Genomic DNA, 15,303 nt, shown 5'->3' with positions numbered 1-15,303 from the left:
AAGGGGCCTCCGGTCGAATTCGGGGTTCGGGGGGAATGGTCGCGCGCGATCGGCTGCGATCGGGCGCGAGACACGGATGTCGAGGCTCGCGAGCCCGCTTAGGCCCGCGAGGCGGCGAGCCGGCGGCATCGCCGGCCCTCGGTCGAAAATCGCCGCGCGGCACCGAAGCGCGCGGCGGTATTCAGGCCCGTTATTGGACGGCGAGCGCCTGGTCGATCAGCTGCTGGCCGTTCGGAACCTCTGCGGCGAAGTTCTTGTAGGAGGTCTCCTTGGCGATCGCGAGCCAGGCGTCGTAGTTCTCCTTCGACATCTCGACCACCTCGACGCCCGCATCCTTGTAGGTGGTGACGAGCTCGTCATCGAGCTTGGCGGCCTCGGTCGCGAAATACTCCTCCGCCTTCTGGCCGGCGGCGAGGAGCGCCTCCTTCTGGGCGTCGTTCAGGCGGTCGAAGGAGCGCTTCGACATCAGGATCGGCTCGTACATGAACCAGAGGGCGTTCTCGCCGGGCGCCGTCAGGCAGGTCGCCACCTCGTAGATGCGGTAGGAGACGAGGGAGCCCGAGGAGGTGTTCGCTCCGGTGAGGACGTTCTGCTGGATGCCGGTATAGATTTCCGAGGACGGCATCGAGGAGATCGAGGACCCGGCGCCGACCAGCATCTGCTCGAAGGCCGGGCCGGCGGCCCGGAGAATCTGGCCCTGCGCCGTATCCGGCGAGGTGATGCACTTGGTGTTGGAGACGAAGCCGCCCGCGAGCCAGGCATCGGACAGGACCATGGCGCCGGCATCGTCGACGATGGACTTGATCGATTCCATGAACTCCGAATCGTTGAGGCGCGCAGCGCGCTCATGGCTGCCAACGAGGCCCGGCATCAGGGTCGCGGAGAATTCCGGGTGCCGGCCGGAGGCGTAGTCGAGCGGGAAGGCCGTGACGTCGACCTGCCCGCGCGTCACCGCTGCCCACTGGTCGCGCGGCTTGAACAGGGAGCCGCCGGGGAAGATCTGCATGGAGAGGCCGACATCGGCGGCCTCGATCTCGCGCTTGATGATCTGCACCATCTCGTCGCGCACATCGCCCTGGCCGCCGGGCCACTGGTGCGAGGCGCGCAGGGTCACGTCCTGGGCGAGCGCCGAGGTGGTCAGCGCGGTGGTGGCGAGCGTCGCGGCGGCGAGCGCCGACAAGAGAAGCGTCTTCATGGTTAGTCCTCCCGATTGTTCTTGGTCACGCCTCCCAGCGCGGTCGGTGGATGACACCAGATGTTGCATGCGATGTCAAAGCCCTTGTATACAATTTCGTGATGAGGGCGGAGACCGGCACCCCGTCGCGGTCCATTCCCCGGATCGGGGGCAGGCCGGAACGCGGGCAGCGGAGCGCGGAGAGGGAGGTGCGACGGGCATGGCGACACGCAAATCGGAACATCTTCGCGGCGCGATCCGCGAGGCGCTCGAACAGGAGATCCTGACCGGAGAGCGCCAGCCGGGCGAGCGGCTGGACGAGCAGGCGCTCGCCTCGCGGTTCGGCGTGTCGCGCACCCCGGTGCGCGAGGCCCTGCACCAGCTTGTCGCGACCTCGCTGGTGGAGTTGCGGCCCAATCGCGGCGCCTTCGTGCGGCAGGTCTCCCTGCGCGAACTCGTCGAGATGTTCGAGGTGATGGCGGAACTGGAAGCGATGGCCGGGCGGCTCGCCGCACGCCGGGCCGAGCCCGCGCCGCTCGCCAGGCTGGAAGCCGCGCTGAAGGCCTGCGAGAGCGCCGCGCAATCGGGCGATGCGGATGCCTATTATGCCGAGAACAGTCTGTTCCACGAGGCGATCTACGATGCCTGCGGCAACGCCTTTCTCGCCAGCGAGGCCAAGCGCCTGCACCAGCGCCTCAAGGCCTATCGCCGGCTTCAGCTGCGGGTACCCAAGCGCATCGGCCAATCCCTCGCCGAACACCGCCTGATCGTCTCGGCGATCGCGGCGGGGGAGGAGAAGGCGGCCGAGCGCGAACTGCGCAAGCACATCACCATCCAGGGCGAGCGCTTCGCCGACTTCGTCTCCAGCGTCCAGCGCCGCGACGCGGCCGAATAGCCGCGCGGCATCGCGACGGCCTGCGGCTCCGAAGCGCCATGCCGGAACCGGTACCCGCTCAGTGGCCGGCGGCCCGTCCCCTCTTCCGAGCTTTCTTCGAAGCTTCCCATTCGCGTCCCGCCGCGCCATGGTGGCGCGATGGCATCGCTTCCCCCTTCCCCCGCAAGGTCCGGCCGGCCTTCCCGTGTCCTCCTCGTGGGGGCGACGGGAACGATCGGGCGCGCGGTCGCCCATGCGCTCACCGAAGCCGGGCACGAGGTCACCTGCTTCGTGCGCCCCCGGTTCGTGCGGCTCGGGGCGGGCGTGAACCTCCGTCCCCAGGCGCACGATCCGCGCGGCCTTCCGCCAAGCGCCAGGGTCCGCTTCGGCGATGTCCGCGATCCGGGCTCGATTGCGCGCGACGCGATCGCGGGCGACCGGTTCGACGCCCTCGTCTCCTGCCTTGCCTCGCGCACCGGCACGCCGTCGGATGCGGATGCGATCGACCACCGCGCCAATTCGCATGTGCTGAAGGCCGCCATCGGCGCCGGTGCGAAGAAGGCCGTTCTCCTGTCCGCGATCTGCGTGCAGCACCCGCGCCTCGCCTTCCAGCGGGCGAAGCTCGCCTTCGAGGCCGAACTCACGGCCTCCGGCATCGACTATTCGATCGTCCGCCCCACGGCCTTCTTCAAGTCCCTGTCAGGACAGGTCGACCGGGTGCGCCGGGGCAAGCCCTATCTTCTCTTCGGCGACGGAACACTCACCGCGACGAAGCCGATCGCGGATGCCGATCTCGCCCGCTATATCGTCCGCTGCCTGGACGATCCGGCCTTCAGCAACCGCATCCTGCCGATCGGCGGGCCGGGACCGGCCATTTCGCCGCGCGATCAGGGCCTCTTCCTGTTCCGGCTTCTCGGCAGGCAGCCGCGTTTCCGGCAGGTGCCGCCCGCTCTTCTGACAACGATCGGAACGGCTCTCTCGGTCGCCGGGCGGGTCAGCCCGGCGCTGATGCGCAAGGCCGAACTCGCCCGGATCGGCCACTACTACGCGACCCAGTCCATGCTCGTCCTCGACCCCGAAACCCGTCGCTACGAGGCCGATCTGACGCCCGAGACCGGCGAGCGCACCCTGTTCGACCACTACCGCGATCTCGTCTCGGGCACTGAAACGCACGAGCGCGGCGATCACGCCGTGTTCTGATCGCGCCGCGCCCTGCCCGCCGTTCTCAGGCGGGCGGCATGACCGGGCCGCATCTCTCGACCGCCCGCCGGGCCGCGGGCACGGCCATCAGGCGCTCGAAATAGGCCGAGACGGATGGATGGTCGGCAAGGGCGCCCGCATAATTCGCCATTGCGAGAAGATAGGAGATCTGGATGTCGGCGAGCATGGGCGTCTCGCCCATCAGGAAGGCGCGGCCCTCCAGCGAATTTGCGAGATAGGCCATGATGGTGGCGAACTCGGTCCTCATCTTCTCGTCGACCGGCGCACCGCTCTTGCGGCCCCAGAAATGGGCGACCACCGAGCGCGACATGGTGCCTTCCACGAAATCCAGCCATTCGTCGTGCCGCGCCGCATCCTCGGAATGGGCCGGCGGCTGATGGGCGTTGCCGCCGTAGCGATCGTCGAGATAGCGCAGGATCGCGGCCGATTCCGACAGCGTCAACGCGCCGTCCTCGATCACCGGCGACTTGCCGAGGGGATGGACCGCCTTCAGCTCCGGCGGCGCACGATAGGCGTCCGTGCGCTTGTAGGACTTGAGATCGTATGGCGTGCCGATCTCCTCGAGCAGCCAGACGACCCGCATGGCCCTGGAATATTCGAGGTTGTGAACTGTGATCATCCTGTCGCCTCTCTCCCTGGCTCGAGCGTCGCCGTCTCGGCCGCCCGCACTCCGTCGCCACCATGCCGGCCGAAGGCTCGCCGGTCGAGTGGTTCGATAGAGCTCCTCATCCGTTCCGGGATCGGGGCATTCGCCGAGCGATCACGCCCCATGGTCCTACGACCCGAAGACCCGAAGACCCGGCCGGACATTCGCTCCGGTGGCCTTCAACGGATCCTAGCGTGACGATCGGATTTGGCGATGGCGGCACCCAGCGCCACGCTGGCGAAGATGGCCGAGGCGATCGCGTTCCAGCCGGCGAAGGAAAGGCCGAGGAAGCGGCCGGCGGCCTCGTCGCAGGAGGGCGCGTGCACCGCGTCGATGGTGGCGAGAAGGTTTCCGGCCGAAAGATCGGCCCCGCCGCCGCCCGCGCATTCGGCCGGGCCCGGCCAGAAGCCCCATTCCACGCCCGCATGGAAGACGGCGAGATAGAGCGACCAGAGCATGAGGCCGCCGAGGACGAGGAGAAGGCCGCGCACGAGAACGGGGCTCGCCCGGCCGGCGGCCGCGATCGCGGCTGCGAGCGCGACGGGGATCGCGATGTAATAGGGCGTGCGCTGGGCAAGGCAGAGGGCGCAGGGGATATAGCCCCCCACATACTGGAAGAGGAGCGCGGTGCCGACGGTGCCCATGGTGCCGAGAAGAAGCACCATCGCCGCCGCGCTCTGGCGAAAGCCCGTCGCGCGAACCCGGTCTGTAATCATGTCCTCGCCTCTCCTGCGGCCCTGATCCGCCGGGCTTACCAGATCGCAGGGCGGCCCGCGAGGCGGGTGTCGTTAACGCGATGTTAAACAATTCATTCCAATCTTTCCGGGCAAGGGACGACGGCCGCGCCGGACCGGTTGGGGAACCGCCGGCGCGATGGAGCGAGAGCTCCCGTCCGGGGGACATGCCGGAACGGGCGAACCGCGAGGGGCGGTGCGCCCGTTCCGTTCGCCCGTCCGTCGGCGCCCGCGATCGCGCAGGCCGCATCGCCCGTCCCCACAAGCACCCGCCCTCCCTCGTCCCGTATCCCGAGACCGAAGCCCCGAAGAACGCCCATGCGCTGGGGAAAACCGGCGCGCGCCATGGACAGGGGGCCGCCGTGCTGCTCAAGTGGAGGTTCGCTTCGCGGGCAGGTCTGCCCGCCTGCCGGGCCATGCCCGGACTGCCGAAGGATCAAAGCCCGTGGACGCTTTCTCGCCGGATACCCTGCTGAACGGCTTTACCGCCGTCGTTGATTATCTGAACGGCATCCTGTGGGGCTATGTCCTCGTCTACGGCCTCCTCGCCATCGGCGTCTTCTTCACCCTGCGCCTCGGCTTCATCCAGTTCCGGCACTTCCCGGAATTCTTCAAGGTGGTCAAAGGCTCGCGATCGGGCGACAAGGCCGGCATCTCGCCGCTTCAGGCGCTGACCGTCTCGCTTGCCTCGCGCGTTGGCACGGGCAATCTGGCGGGCGTCGCCGTCGCCATCACCCTCGGCGGGCCGGGCGCGATCTTCTGGATGTGGATGGTCGCCCTCGTCGGCATGGCGACGGCCTATGCGGAATCGGCGCTCGCCCAGCTCTACAAGATCCGCAACGAGGACGGCCAGTATCGCGGCGGCCCGGCCTTCTACATGGCTCGCGGCCTCGGACTGCCGTGGATGGGCGCCCTCTTCTCGATCTTCCTGATCATCGCCTTCGGCCTCGTCTTCAACGCGGTCCAGGCCAATTCCATCGCCGGTGCCACCGAACAGTCCTTCGGCCTCGACCGGTTCTATGTGGGCATCGGCCTCGCCGTTCTCGCCGGCGTCGTCGTCTTCGGCGGCATCCGCTCCATCGCCCGCGTCGCCGAGGTGGTCGTGCCCTTCATGGCGATCGCCTATCTCCTCGTCGCCCTCTATGTCTGCGTGGTCAACTATTCCGAGGTGCCGGGCGTCCTGTGGACCATCGTCTCCAGCGCCTTCGGCTTCAACGAGGCGGCGGGCGGCGTCACCGGCGGCCTGATGGCGGCGCTCCTCAACGGCGTCAAGCGCGGCCTCTTCTCCAACGAGGCCGGCATGGGCTCGGCCCCGAACATCGCGGCCGTCGCCACCCCCCAGCCGCATCATCCCGCAAGCCAGGGCCTCGTCCAGGGCCTCGGCGTCTTCATCGACACGCTGATGATCTGCACCGCGACCGCGCTGATGATCCTCCTGTCGGGCGCCTATGTCCCCGGCCAGGAGGTCGACGGCATCACCCTCACCCAGAGCGCGCTCAACGCCCATCTGGGCAGCTGGGGCGGAAGCTTCGTCGCCATCGCGATCTTCTTCTTCGCCTTCACCTCGATCATCGGCAACCTGTCCTATGCCGAGAACGCCATGACCTTTCTGGGCGCGGGCGGACGCATCGGCATGAGCTTCGTGCGCGTCGGGGCGCTCGCAATGGTGATCTGGGGCTCGATCGAATCGGTCGACACCGTGTTCAACGCCGCCGACGCCTCCATGGGCCTGATGGCGACCCTCAACCTCATCGCCATCGTGCTCCTGTCGGGAACCGTGGTGAAGCTCACCAAGGACTATTTCGCCCAGAAGAGCACCGGCCTCGAGCCGACCTTCGACAACGACATGTATCCCGAACTGCGCGGCAAGGTGGATTCGCGCATCTGGACCATGGAGGGCGATATCGGGCCGAAGCCCGGCCTGCGGTAAGGCGCTCGCTGCCGATCCCCATACCTCGAAAGGGCCGGTCGCCATGCCGGCCCTTCTTCGTTTCGCGAGCGCGTCGCCCGCCCCTATCCCGGCTCGTTCGATGCGAACGCCTTCGCGATCTCGCCGGGCCGCGTCAGCCAGATCTCGTCGCGGTGCCGGGCGATATGCTTGAGCGCCCGCTTCAGGGCCCGCAGGCGGAACGGCTGGCCGCTGATATAGGGATGAAGCGCGATGCTCATCACCGCCGGGGCCTGCCGCGAGACCTCCAGCATCTCGTCGAACTGGGCGACGATCATTTCGGAAAATTCCTCCGCGCCGGTATAGCGGGCGGTGATCGCCGGAATGTCGTTGATCTCGTGGCTGTAGGGCACCGAAAGGATGCGCCCGCCGTCGCGGGTCGCCATCCATGTGGGCTGGTCGTCATGGCACCAGTCGAGGAGATAGGTGTAGCCCTCCTCCTTCAGGAGATCGATCGAGACCTCGCTCTGGGAGATCCAGGGCGCGAGCCAGCCGGCGGGCAGCGCGCCTTCACGCTCCCGGAAGATCGCGCTCGCCTCGCCGATCAGCGCGCGCTCCGCGTCCTCCTCCATCACCCCCTGGCGCTCAGCATTGGTGCGGCCGTGGGCGACGATCTCGTCGCCGCGCTCGCGGAACGCCTCGATCAGGCCCGGGCAGTCCTCGTAGACGCAGGAATTGGGAAGAAGCGCGAGCGGCATGTCCAGCGCGTCGAAGGCGTCCCGCATGCGCCAGACGCCGATCCGGTTCCCCCATTCGCGCCAGGCATGGTTGAGGATGTCGGGATGCTGCTGCTTGGGCGCGAGCGCCGCCCCGTCACCCTCGCCGAAGGAGAAGGTCTCGATGTTGAGCGCCACGTAGACGGCGAGGCGCTTGCCGTTCGGCCAGTCGAAGACGGGCCTGCCGGGAAGGGCGCAATAGGGATAGCGATCGTGGTCGCGAGTCGAGGTCATGGATCACCAGAAGCGATTGAGGTCGTCATCCGGGCGATCTAGAAGCGGTGGACCCGCCTGGTAGCTGCGGGCATCGGCCGCATGGCGATCCGAGGGGCCCTCGAGCCCGCCCGCCTCACGTCCGGCCGAGATAATCCTGTTCGAACTGCACCGGCAGGAAGAAGGCGGTAAGGGCGAGACCGGCGGCGAGGCCCGCCGGCACGTAGAAGGCGATCTGCGGCAGCGCGATCTGCAGGAAGGCGCCGCCGATCGCGCCCACCAGCATTCCGAGCCACGGCACCACATGGAGAAGGAACGCGAAATTGCGCGTTCCCGTCACGAGCCGCCCGAGCCCTTTTCCGAGGCGCGACAGGGCGCCGGTCACGTAAGTGAGGCTCACCGGATGGCCGGCGACGCTTTCCACGGCCGAGTTCAGCGCGCCCATCGCGAGGACGGCCGGGACGAGGGCGAAGATCGTATGCGTGCCGTCGAACAGGATGCCGCTCGCGGCGAGCAGCGCCGAGACGAGGAGGAGAAGCGGCCAGATGCGGTAGCCCGTGACATGCAGGGCGATGGCGCCGATCATGTTGCCGAGGACGAAGACCGCGAGGATCATCGCGATGCGCAGGGCGTCGTCGAAACGCCAGTCCGCGAAGGCGATGGCGAAGCGCGTGGTGTTGCCGCTCATGAAGGAGACGAAGTCCCCGGTGGCGAGGAAGCCGATGGCATCGCTGATGCCGGCGAGCATCGAGATGGCGAAGACGAAGACGAAGCCCGTGACGGTGCCCCGGGCGCCGCGCCGCTCCGACATCGCAGCTTTCAGGCCGAGTTCGGAGAACCTGCCCCTGTCCCCGCTGGCCCCGCCATCCTCGCCGTTCCGGCGCTCCCCGCTCCCGCCCGTCATTCCGCGGACCCCGCCCTTCGCCCTATCTTCGGCCCGGCTCGCCGGGCGCACGCGCCTCGATCGCGAGCGCGTGGACGCCGGAATTCAGTTCGTCGGCCAACAGCTTGTTGATCGCCCTCTGCCGCGCGATCCGGCTTTCGCCGGCAAAGCGCGCGGAGACGATCCGGACCCTGAAATGGGTCTCGCCCGAACCGTCGAAGGCCTCGTGATGGGAGCTGTCGGCATGATGATGGCCGGCATGCAGATGGCTCTCATCGATCACGGCGAGGCTTTCGGGTTCGAAGGCGGTGGTGAGCTTCTCTTCGATGGTGGACTTGACGGTCATCTTCTGGTCCTTCCATAGGCCTATCGCGCCTGCCGGTCGCCGGCCGGATCATGGCCTCTTCGGGTCCCGTCCGGAACCCGGGGAGAGGCCCGTCCGTTCGGCCGCGCACCCCGATCGCGAACCCGTCCCTCTTCCGGGCTTTTTCCGATCTGTCAATTCTTGTTCGCTCGCTCTCAAAGGCCCATAGTTCGCCGCGATGAAACTCGACTCCAAATATTTCGACACGATCCGGGTCAAACGCCGTGGTCCGGGGGCTGCCAAGGCCAAGCCGGAGACGCCGGTCTGCGCCTGGGAAGGCTGCACCAAGCCGGGGACCCACAAGGCTCCCCTCGGCCGCGACAGCGAAGGCCAGTACCTCAACTTCTGCGTGGACCACGTTCGCCAGTACAACAAGAGCTACAACTACTTCTCCGGGCTCGGCGACGAGGATATCCGCAAATATCTCAAGGACTCCCTCACCGGGCACCGCCCGACCTGGTCCATGGGACACAACGCGACCTCGCCGAACGCGGCAAAGCCCCGCCGCCGCAAGCGCGGCGAGCCCTTCGACTGGGCGGCCGCCGGCGATACGGCCGAGGGCCGCGCCGAGCCCCAGCGCCGGGTGCGACCGCTCGAGCAGAAGGCGCTGGAGACCATGAACCTCCAGACGAATGCCAGCGGCGAGGACGTGCGCCTGCGCTACAAGGAACTCGTCAAGCAGCTCCATCCGGACGCCAATGGCGGCGATCGCGGCCACGAGGAGCGGCTGCGCGACGTGATCCAGGCCTACAAGCTCCTGAAACAGGCCGGCTTCTGCTGACATCCCCCGTCCCCCTCCACGGTCCCGCCCGGAACTGCCGCGCGTCGCTTTGCAGCGGGCCGGGCATCGATTCTGCGGCACGGGGTTCCAGATTGAGGTTCCATCGGGGCCCGTCTGGCGCTAATTGCGAAACGCAAGGGATCGCGGAACCGGCACCCGGCCGCTCGCTGCGGCCTTGGACGACGCATCGCGGCAGGGGGCGCGGCACATCTCGCGGCCCGGATCGCGGCGCCGCGATCTGGCGCAGCGGACTTCGAGGCGTGGGGCTTAGGCCTCGCGGCGCCGGGACACGGATGGAAAGAAGTTGGGTCGAGGGGCCGGCCGATCAGCGCCCCTCCGCCCGGTTGAAACGACAGGATACAGGAGCCGCGCGGGCGATGACGCATCCGGGGCGGCCTTCAGGAGGCAAGATGAGTGCAGCGGAACAGGAAGTGGCCCCTCTCCCGGACGCCACGATCTCCGTCCGCGAAACCTTCGGTTTCGAGAGCGATCTGACGGTTCCCGCCTTCAAGGAGGCGGACGGGCACGTGCCGGAGATCGACCCCGACTACATCTTCGACCGGCCGACGACGCTGGCGATCCTGGCGGGCTTCGCGCGCAACCGTCGCGTGATGGTCTCGGGCTATCACGGCACCGGCAAGTCGACCCATATCGAGCAGGTCGCAGCCCGCCTCAACTGGCCCTGCGTGCGCGTCAATCTCGACAGCCACGTCTCGCGTATCGATCTCGTCGGCAAGGATGCGATCACCGTTCGCGAGGGCAAGCAGGTCACCGAATTTCGGGACGGCATCCTGCCTTGGGCCTATCAGAACAATGTCGCCCTCGTCTTCGACGAATACGATGCCGGCCGGCCCGACGTGATGTTCGTCATCCAGCGGGTGCTGGAGGCGTCCGGCCGCCTCACCCTTCTCGACCAGAGCCGCGTCATCCGGCCCCATCCCGCCTTCCGTCTCTTCGCCACCGCCAACACGGTGGGTCTCGGCGATACGACCGGGCTCTATCACGGCACCCAGCAGATCAACCAGGCGCAGATGGACCGCTGGTCGATCGTCACGACGCTCAACTATCTGCCGCACGACAACGAGGTCGAGATCGTCCTGTCCAAGGTGAAGGACTGGAAGAAGAGCGACAAGGGACGCCAGACCGTCAGCCGCATGGTGCGCGTTGCCGATCTCACCCGTTCGGCCTTCGTCAACGGCGACCTGTCGACCGTGATGAGCCCGCGAACCGTCATCACCTGGGCCGAGAACGCCGAGATCTTCGGCGATGTGGGCATGGCCTTCCGCCTGACCTTCCTCAACAAGTGCGACGACCTCGAGCGCTCCCTCGTCGCCGAGTTCTACCAGCGCGCCTTCGGCACCGACCTGCCGGACAGCGCCGCCAATCTGGTTCTCGACTGACGACCGCAGCGCTGCCCGGAGTAACGCTCCGGGCAAAGGTCCGCACGAGGATCGGACCCGGCCTTCGGGACCTTGTCCCGAAACCTTGGGTGCCGGCAGGCCGCGACACCTCAGTCGTAGAGCTTTCTCAAGGCCGTCATGTTGTCCTCGCCATAGCCCTTTGAGATCGCCCGCTCGATGATCTCGTGCACATGGGCGACGAGCGGTGCCCGGTCCTTGCCCGCAACGCTCAGGGCATAGCGGAAATCCTTCTCGATCAGGTCGACCGGGAATTTCGGCTCGAAATCGCGCGCGATCATCGTCTTCGTCAGATAGCCGGCATTCGGCGCCCAGACCGAGGTCTTGGCGATCGCCTCCACCGCCGTCTTCGTGTCAGTCGGAGAGCGGTCCAGCATGGCGACGATCTCCGCCCAGGCCGCGACGTTGATGCCGAGCAGCGCATTGGTCGCAAGCTTCACCCGCGCACCGTCGCCCCAGCCGCCCACATGGGTCGAGGCCTTGCCGATGGGTTTGAGATGAGGCTCGCAGCGCGCGACGGTCTCGGCGTCTCCGCCCAGGAAGAAGACGAGTTCGGCATTCTCGGCCTGTGGCAGGGTTCCCGAAACGGGGGCTTCCAGAAGATCGACCCCCTTCGCCTTCATCGCCTCGCCGAGTTCCTTCACCCAGCCCGGCTGGAGCGTCGAGATCTCGACCGCGACCGTGCCGGATCTCATGCCGGCGAGGGCGCCGCGCTCCGCGTCCAGCCAGACGGCGCGCGACGCCTCGTCGTCGGCCACCATCGCCATCACGAGATCAGCGCCATCGGCCGCCTCGCGCGGGCTGGCGGCCCTGCGGGCGCCCGCGTCCACCAGCGGTCTCGTCTTCTCCTCGCTGCGGTTCCAGACCACGAGATCGTGGCCGGCTTTCAGAAGATTGGTCGCGATCCGGCTGCCCATGGCACCGAGACCGAGAAAAGCTGTCTTCGGCATGAAACTGTCCCTTGCTCTGCTGGCATCGCCTCCGACGCCTTGCGAGCGTGCGGGAGGAATGAGCCCGGGTAACGTCCCCGTGAGCCCGAGGGTTTCGTGAAGCTCTCTGGTTCATGCCGAAACGCCCTGCCGGCGGACCTTGCCGCAGCGCGGAGGCTCCTGTTTCTCGCTGACGCATCGGATGGCCCGAAAACCGGGTCCATTTTTCCGTCCGATGCGGTAGCCCTCAGCCCGCCACGACGGCGTTGCGCCCCCTCGCCTTGGCCTCGTAGAGCCGCTCGTCGGCGACATGGAGGATGCGGCGAAGCTCGGTCCCGTCCCCCGGCACCGCCGCGACCCCTATGCTGGCGGTGAAGGCGATCCGGTGGCCCTCGTGGCGAAGATGCGCCGTCTCGATCGTCTTCCGCAGCGTCTCCGCGATCCCGGCGGCCTCGACCGGCGAAACCTCCGGCAGGAGGACGCAGAACTCCTCCCCGCCATAACGGAAGGCCTCGCCCTTTCGTCCGGCGCTCTGGCTGAGGATCGTCGATAGGCGTTTCAGAACCTCGTCGCCCGTCTCGTGGCCGTACCGATCGTTGATCGCCTTGAAGTGGTCGATGTCGAGAAGGACGATCCCGTAGCCGGTCCGGTGGCGTTCGAAGCGGGCGATCTCGGCGCCGAAGCGCTGGTAGAAGGCGGCCCGGTTGCCGAGATCGGTCAGCGGATCGGTGAGGGCCCGGTGCTTCAGCGCCTCCTCGGCCCGCGCCCGCGAGGTCTCGTAGGCATAGGAGAAGCCGAAGATGCAGAGGGCGACGCCCGCCACGTCGAGGAGCGAGGCATGCGTGCCGTAGTCCGCATCGCCGCCGAAGCGGCGATAGTAGAGGACGAAGGCGATCGAGAGGAAAACGACGGTCATCGCGCTGCCGAGGGCACGCCCGAGAAGCATCAGCGACAGGATCGGAATCAGCAGCACCCAGGCGAAGACCGAATTGGACACCTGCGGCGTCGAGATGATGAGCATCATCGCCGAGTTGAAGAGCACGAGATAGAGGAAGGACCAGAGAAGCAGCCGGTTGGTCTTTCGCACCACCGGGATGAGCGACAGCGCGAAGGCGGCCATGCCGAGTTCGGCCGCGACGGCCACGAAGTTCCCGTTGACATAGTTGAGAGCGCTGAAAACCAGCCCGAAGGCGGCCGTAAAGAGGAAGAGGCCGAGGAGGACCGTGCGGCGATAGGCCTCCGAAGTGTCGAATATGCTCGCCCTCGGGAGCGTCGTCTGGGTCATGGGCATGCACCGGAAATCACGCGTTCTGCATCGCAGATACGTTTAAAGGTCGCAGGTGAAAAGTCCGTCACGCGCGGCGGTCCGTCAGCCGGGCGCCTCGCGCCCTGCCCGCGATCGGTCCTCGGGTCACAGATCCTTCGTCTTTCGCGCCCGCGCTCCCTTGCCCATCGCCGCCGAAAGCCCTTATCTCGTCCCCATGAGCAAGATCGGCGACAACAAGCGGCCCGCCCCCACCAAGTCGGCCAATCGCGAACCCTTCCGGCGCTCGCTGGCCAACACGCTGCGCGCGATCGCCGGCGATCCGGAGCTGGAGGTGACCTTTTCGGTGGACCGGCCCGGCATGGCCGGAAATTCCGCGCGTCTGCCGGAACTGCCGAAGCGGGCCACCGCCAACGATGTTTCGGTCACGCGTGGCGTCGCCGACGCGATGGCGCTGCGCCGGGCGCGGCACGATCCGAAGCTTCATGCCAGCCTCTCGCCGGCCGGTGCGGGCGCGCGCGCGATCTACGACAGCGTCGAGCAGGCGCGCTGTGAGGCGATCGGCGCCAATGCCATGCCCGGCATGGGCGACAATCTCGCCTCCATGCTGGAAGACAAATATGCCCGCTCCAACCTCTCCGACGTCACCGAGCGCGCCGAGGCGCCGATGGAGGACGCCGTCGCGCTGATGGTGCGCGAGGCGCTGACCGGACGGGCCGTTCCGCCGAGCGCCGAGGCCCTCGTCGGCGTCTGGCGCGACTTCGTCGAGGAGAAGGTCGGCGCGCGCTTCTCGAACCTCTCCGGCGTCGCCGAGAACCAGGAAGCCTTCGCCCGCGCCGTGCGGGACGTTCTCGTCTCTCTCGAAATGGCCGAGGAACTCGCCGAACCCGAAGAGAACGACGAGGACGAGGAGGACGACGAGGAGGAACAGGGCGACAATCAGGTCCGCAACGAGGAGGAAGGCGGCGCCGAGAAGGAGGACGGCACCGAGGACAACCAGACCGAGAACGCCGACGAGGAGGCCGAGAGCGAGGACAGCTCCGAGGCCGAGGATTCCGAGGTCACCTCCGACGACATGGTCGACAACGGCGACGAGACCTCCGAGACGCCCGGCGAGGCGAGACGGCCCGAACCCAAGGAACACGACCCGCTCCAGAAGATCGAATACGAGGTCTTCACGAGAGCCCATGACGAGGAGATCGGCGCCGAGGAACTCTGCGACGAGGCCGAACTCGACCGGTTGCGCGGCTTTCTCGACAAGCAGCTCTCCTCCCTCCAGGGCGTGGTCGGGCGCCTCGCCAACCGGCTGCAGCGGCGCCTGATGGCGCAGCAGAGCCGGTCCTGGGACTTCGATCTGGAAGAGGGCTATCTCGATCCGGCGCGGCTCTCGCGCATCGTGATGGATCCGATGCAGCCGCTCTCCTACAAGATGGAGCGCGACACGGAGTTTCGCGACACGGTCGTCTCGCTGCTCATCGACAATTCCGGCTCCATGCGCGGGCGGCCGATCACGGTCGCGGCGACCTGCGCCGACATCCTGGCGCGCACCCTCGAGCGCTGCGGCGTGAAGGTCGAGGTGCTGGGCTTCACCACCCGGGCCTGGAAGGGCGGCCAGTCGCGCGAGGCCTGGCTGAAGGCCGGCAAGCCGCCGCGCCCCGGACGGCTCAACGATCTGCGCCACATCGTCTACAAGGGCGCCGACGCCCCCTGGCGACGGTCCCGGCGCAATCTCGGCCTGATGATGCGCGAAGGGCTCCTGAAGGAGAATATCGACGGAGAGGCCCTGATCTGGGCCCATTCGCGCCTGACGAAGCGGCCCGAACAGCGCCGCATCCTGATGGTCATCTCCGATGGCGCGCCGGTCGACGATTCGACGCTCTCGGTCAATTCCGGCAATTTCCTCGAACGCCATCTGCGCGCGGTCATCGAGGAGATCGAGCAGCGCTCGCCGGTCGAGCTGCTCGCCATCGGCATCGGCCACGACGTCACGCGCTATTATCGGCGGGCCGTCACGATCGTCGATGCCGACGAACTGGCCGGCGCGATGACGGAACAGCTCGCCGCCCTCTTCGAGGACGAGGGGCCGGCGATGCAGTCCACCTATCGGCGCCGCAGCGTTCGCATGCGCTGACGGCGCG

General features: G+C 67.5%; 14 protein-coding genes. 6 read left to right on the top strand and 8 right to left on the bottom strand.

Annotated features, from left to right (window positions below):
• Positions 1–190 precede the first annotated feature (190 nt).
• Positions 191–1,195, bottom strand: a complete 1,005-nt coding sequence (gene dctP / locus DYI37_RS07950) for a TRAP transporter substrate-binding protein DctP (protein ID WP_116682679.1) — start codon at positions 1,193–1,195, stop codon at positions 191–193.
• Positions 1,196–1,394: 199 nt separating this feature from the next.
• Between dctP and DYI37_RS07945 the strand changes: the two genes are divergently transcribed.
• The gene (locus DYI37_RS07945; protein WP_116682678.1) at positions 1,395–2,069 is read left to right on the top strand and encodes a GntR family transcriptional regulator; all 675 of its coding nucleotides are present in this window, start codon (positions 1,395–1,397) and stop codon (positions 2,067–2,069) included.
• A 138-nt stretch (positions 2,070–2,207) separates the two neighbouring features.
• Complete coding sequence (locus DYI37_RS07940; RefSeq protein ID WP_116682677.1) at positions 2,208–3,248, top strand: NAD(P)H-binding protein; 1,041 nt, start codon at positions 2,208–2,210, stop codon at positions 3,246–3,248.
• Positions 3,249–3,273: 25 nt separating this feature from the next.
• On the opposite strand, the gene DYI37_RS07935 is transcribed toward DYI37_RS07940, so the two are convergent.
• Both DYI37_RS07935 and DYI37_RS07930 read right to left on the bottom strand, forming a co-directional pair.
• Positions 3,274–3,888, bottom strand: coding sequence for a glutathione S-transferase family protein (locus tag DYI37_RS07935; RefSeq protein ID WP_116682676.1), 615 nt, complete (start codon positions 3,886–3,888; stop codon positions 3,274–3,276).
• A gap of 206 nt (positions 3,889–4,094) precedes the next feature.
• Positions 4,095–4,631: a disulfide bond formation protein B gene (locus tag DYI37_RS07930; RefSeq protein WP_116682675.1), complete on the bottom strand. Its 537-nt coding sequence runs from the start codon at positions 4,629–4,631 to the stop codon at positions 4,095–4,097.
• Between the two features lie 490 nt (positions 4,632–5,121).
• Here DYI37_RS07930 and DYI37_RS07925 point away from each other — a divergent pair, with 490 nt between their 5' ends.
• Complete coding sequence (locus DYI37_RS07925) at positions 5,122–6,579, top strand: alanine/glycine:cation symporter family protein (protein WP_425365035.1); 1,458 nt, start codon at positions 5,122–5,124, stop codon at positions 6,577–6,579.
• Between the two features lie 83 nt (positions 6,580–6,662).
• Here the strand turns inward: DYI37_RS07925 and DYI37_RS07920 are convergent, their stop codons facing one another.
• From DYI37_RS07920 to DYI37_RS07910, 3 genes are all read right to left on the bottom strand, one after another.
• A complete protein-coding gene (locus DYI37_RS07920) occupies positions 6,663–7,547 on the bottom strand; it encodes a polysaccharide deacetylase family protein (protein WP_116682673.1) in 885 nt (294 codons plus the stop codon).
• A gap of 115 nt (positions 7,548–7,662) precedes the next feature.
• Positions 7,663–8,430, bottom strand: coding sequence for a YoaK family protein (locus tag DYI37_RS07915; protein WP_199520106.1), 768 nt, complete (start codon positions 8,428–8,430; stop codon positions 7,663–7,665).
• 22 nt (positions 8,431–8,452) lie between these two features.
• The gene (locus DYI37_RS07910; protein ID WP_116682672.1) at positions 8,453–8,755 is read right to left on the bottom strand and encodes a BolA family protein; all 303 of its coding nucleotides are present in this window, start codon (positions 8,753–8,755) and stop codon (positions 8,453–8,455) included.
• A 196-nt stretch (positions 8,756–8,951) separates the two neighbouring features.
• Here DYI37_RS07910 and DYI37_RS07905 point away from each other — a divergent pair, with 196 nt between their 5' ends.
• Both DYI37_RS07905 and cobS read left to right on the top strand, forming a co-directional pair.
• The gene (locus tag DYI37_RS07905) at positions 8,952–9,554 is read left to right on the top strand and encodes a J domain-containing protein (protein ID WP_116682671.1); all 603 of its coding nucleotides are present in this window, start codon (positions 8,952–8,954) and stop codon (positions 9,552–9,554) included.
• Positions 9,555–9,964: 410 nt separating this feature from the next.
• The gene (cobS, locus tag DYI37_RS07900; RefSeq protein WP_116682670.1) at positions 9,965–10,954 is read left to right on the top strand and encodes a cobaltochelatase subunit CobS; all 990 of its coding nucleotides are present in this window, start codon (positions 9,965–9,967) and stop codon (positions 10,952–10,954) included.
• Between the two features lie 110 nt (positions 10,955–11,064).
• On the opposite strand, the gene DYI37_RS07895 is transcribed toward cobS, so the two are convergent.
• Both DYI37_RS07895 and DYI37_RS07890 read right to left on the bottom strand, forming a co-directional pair.
• Positions 11,065–11,922 (bottom strand): NAD(P)-dependent oxidoreductase, encoded by an 858-nt coding sequence (locus tag DYI37_RS07895; protein ID WP_116682669.1) that lies wholly within the window; start codon positions 11,920–11,922, stop codon positions 11,065–11,067.
• Between the two features lie 226 nt (positions 11,923–12,148).
• The gene (locus tag DYI37_RS07890; RefSeq protein WP_158555113.1) at positions 12,149–13,186 is read right to left on the bottom strand and encodes a GGDEF domain-containing protein; all 1,038 of its coding nucleotides are present in this window, start codon (positions 13,184–13,186) and stop codon (positions 12,149–12,151) included.
• Between the two features lie 196 nt (positions 13,187–13,382).
• Between DYI37_RS07890 and cobT the strand changes: the two genes are divergently transcribed.
• Positions 13,383–15,296 carry a cobaltochelatase subunit CobT gene (cobT, locus tag DYI37_RS07885; protein WP_116682667.1) on the top strand — a complete coding sequence of 638 codons (1,914 nt, stop codon included), beginning with the start codon at positions 13,383–13,385 and terminating at the stop codon, positions 15,294–15,296.
• The last annotated feature ends 7 nt before the right edge of the window (positions 15,297–15,303 follow it).

The sequence above is a fragment of the Fulvimarina endophytica genome (assembly GCF_003403015.1).
Classification (GTDB): domain Bacteria; phylum Pseudomonadota; class Alphaproteobacteria; order Rhizobiales; family Rhizobiaceae; genus Fulvimarina; species Fulvimarina endophytica.
Note: the sequence above shows the minus strand (reverse complement) of the source record. Positions and strands in the feature narration are given on the sequence as shown.

Excerpts from the sequence above, each read along its gene's own strand:
- DYI37_RS07945 (WP_116682678.1), top strand. The coding sequence starts at position 1,395 with ATGGCGACACGCAAATCGGAACATCTTCGCGGCGCGATCCGCGAGGCG.
- cobS (WP_116682670.1), top strand. The coding sequence starts at position 9,965 with ATGAGTGCAGCGGAACAGGAAGTGGCCCCTCTCCCGGACGCCACGATC.
- DYI37_RS07890 (WP_158555113.1), bottom strand. The coding sequence starts at position 13,186 with ATGACCCAGACGACGCTCCCGAGGGCGAGCATATTCGACACTTCGGAG.
- dctP (WP_116682679.1), bottom strand. The coding sequence starts at position 1,195 with ATGAAGACGCTTCTCTTGTCGGCGCTCGCCGCCGCGACGCTCGCCACC.
- DYI37_RS07935 (WP_116682676.1), bottom strand. The coding sequence starts at position 3,888 with ATGATCACAGTTCACAACCTCGAATATTCCAGGGCCATGCGGGTCGTC.
- DYI37_RS07910 (WP_116682672.1), bottom strand. The coding sequence starts at position 8,755 with ATGACCGTCAAGTCCACCATCGAAGAGAAGCTCACCACCGCCTTCGAA.
- cobT (WP_116682667.1), top strand. The coding sequence starts at position 13,383 with ATGAGCAAGATCGGCGACAACAAGCGGCCCGCCCCCACCAAGTCGGCC.
- DYI37_RS07905 (WP_116682671.1), top strand. The coding sequence starts at position 8,952 with ATGAAACTCGACTCCAAATATTTCGACACGATCCGGGTCAAACGCCGT.
- DYI37_RS07920 (WP_116682673.1), bottom strand. The coding sequence starts at position 7,547 with ATGACCTCGACTCGCGACCACGATCGCTATCCCTATTGCGCCCTTCCC.
- DYI37_RS07940 (WP_116682677.1), top strand. The coding sequence starts at position 2,208 with ATGGCATCGCTTCCCCCTTCCCCCGCAAGGTCCGGCCGGCCTTCCCGT.
- DYI37_RS07915 (WP_199520106.1), bottom strand. The coding sequence starts at position 8,430 with ATGACGGGCGGGAGCGGGGAGCGCCGGAACGGCGAGGATGGCGGGGCC.
- DYI37_RS07930 (WP_116682675.1), bottom strand. The coding sequence starts at position 4,631 with ATGATTACAGACCGGGTTCGCGCGACGGGCTTTCGCCAGAGCGCGGCG.
- DYI37_RS07895 (WP_116682669.1), bottom strand. The coding sequence starts at position 11,922 with ATGCCGAAGACAGCTTTTCTCGGTCTCGGTGCCATGGGCAGCCGGATC.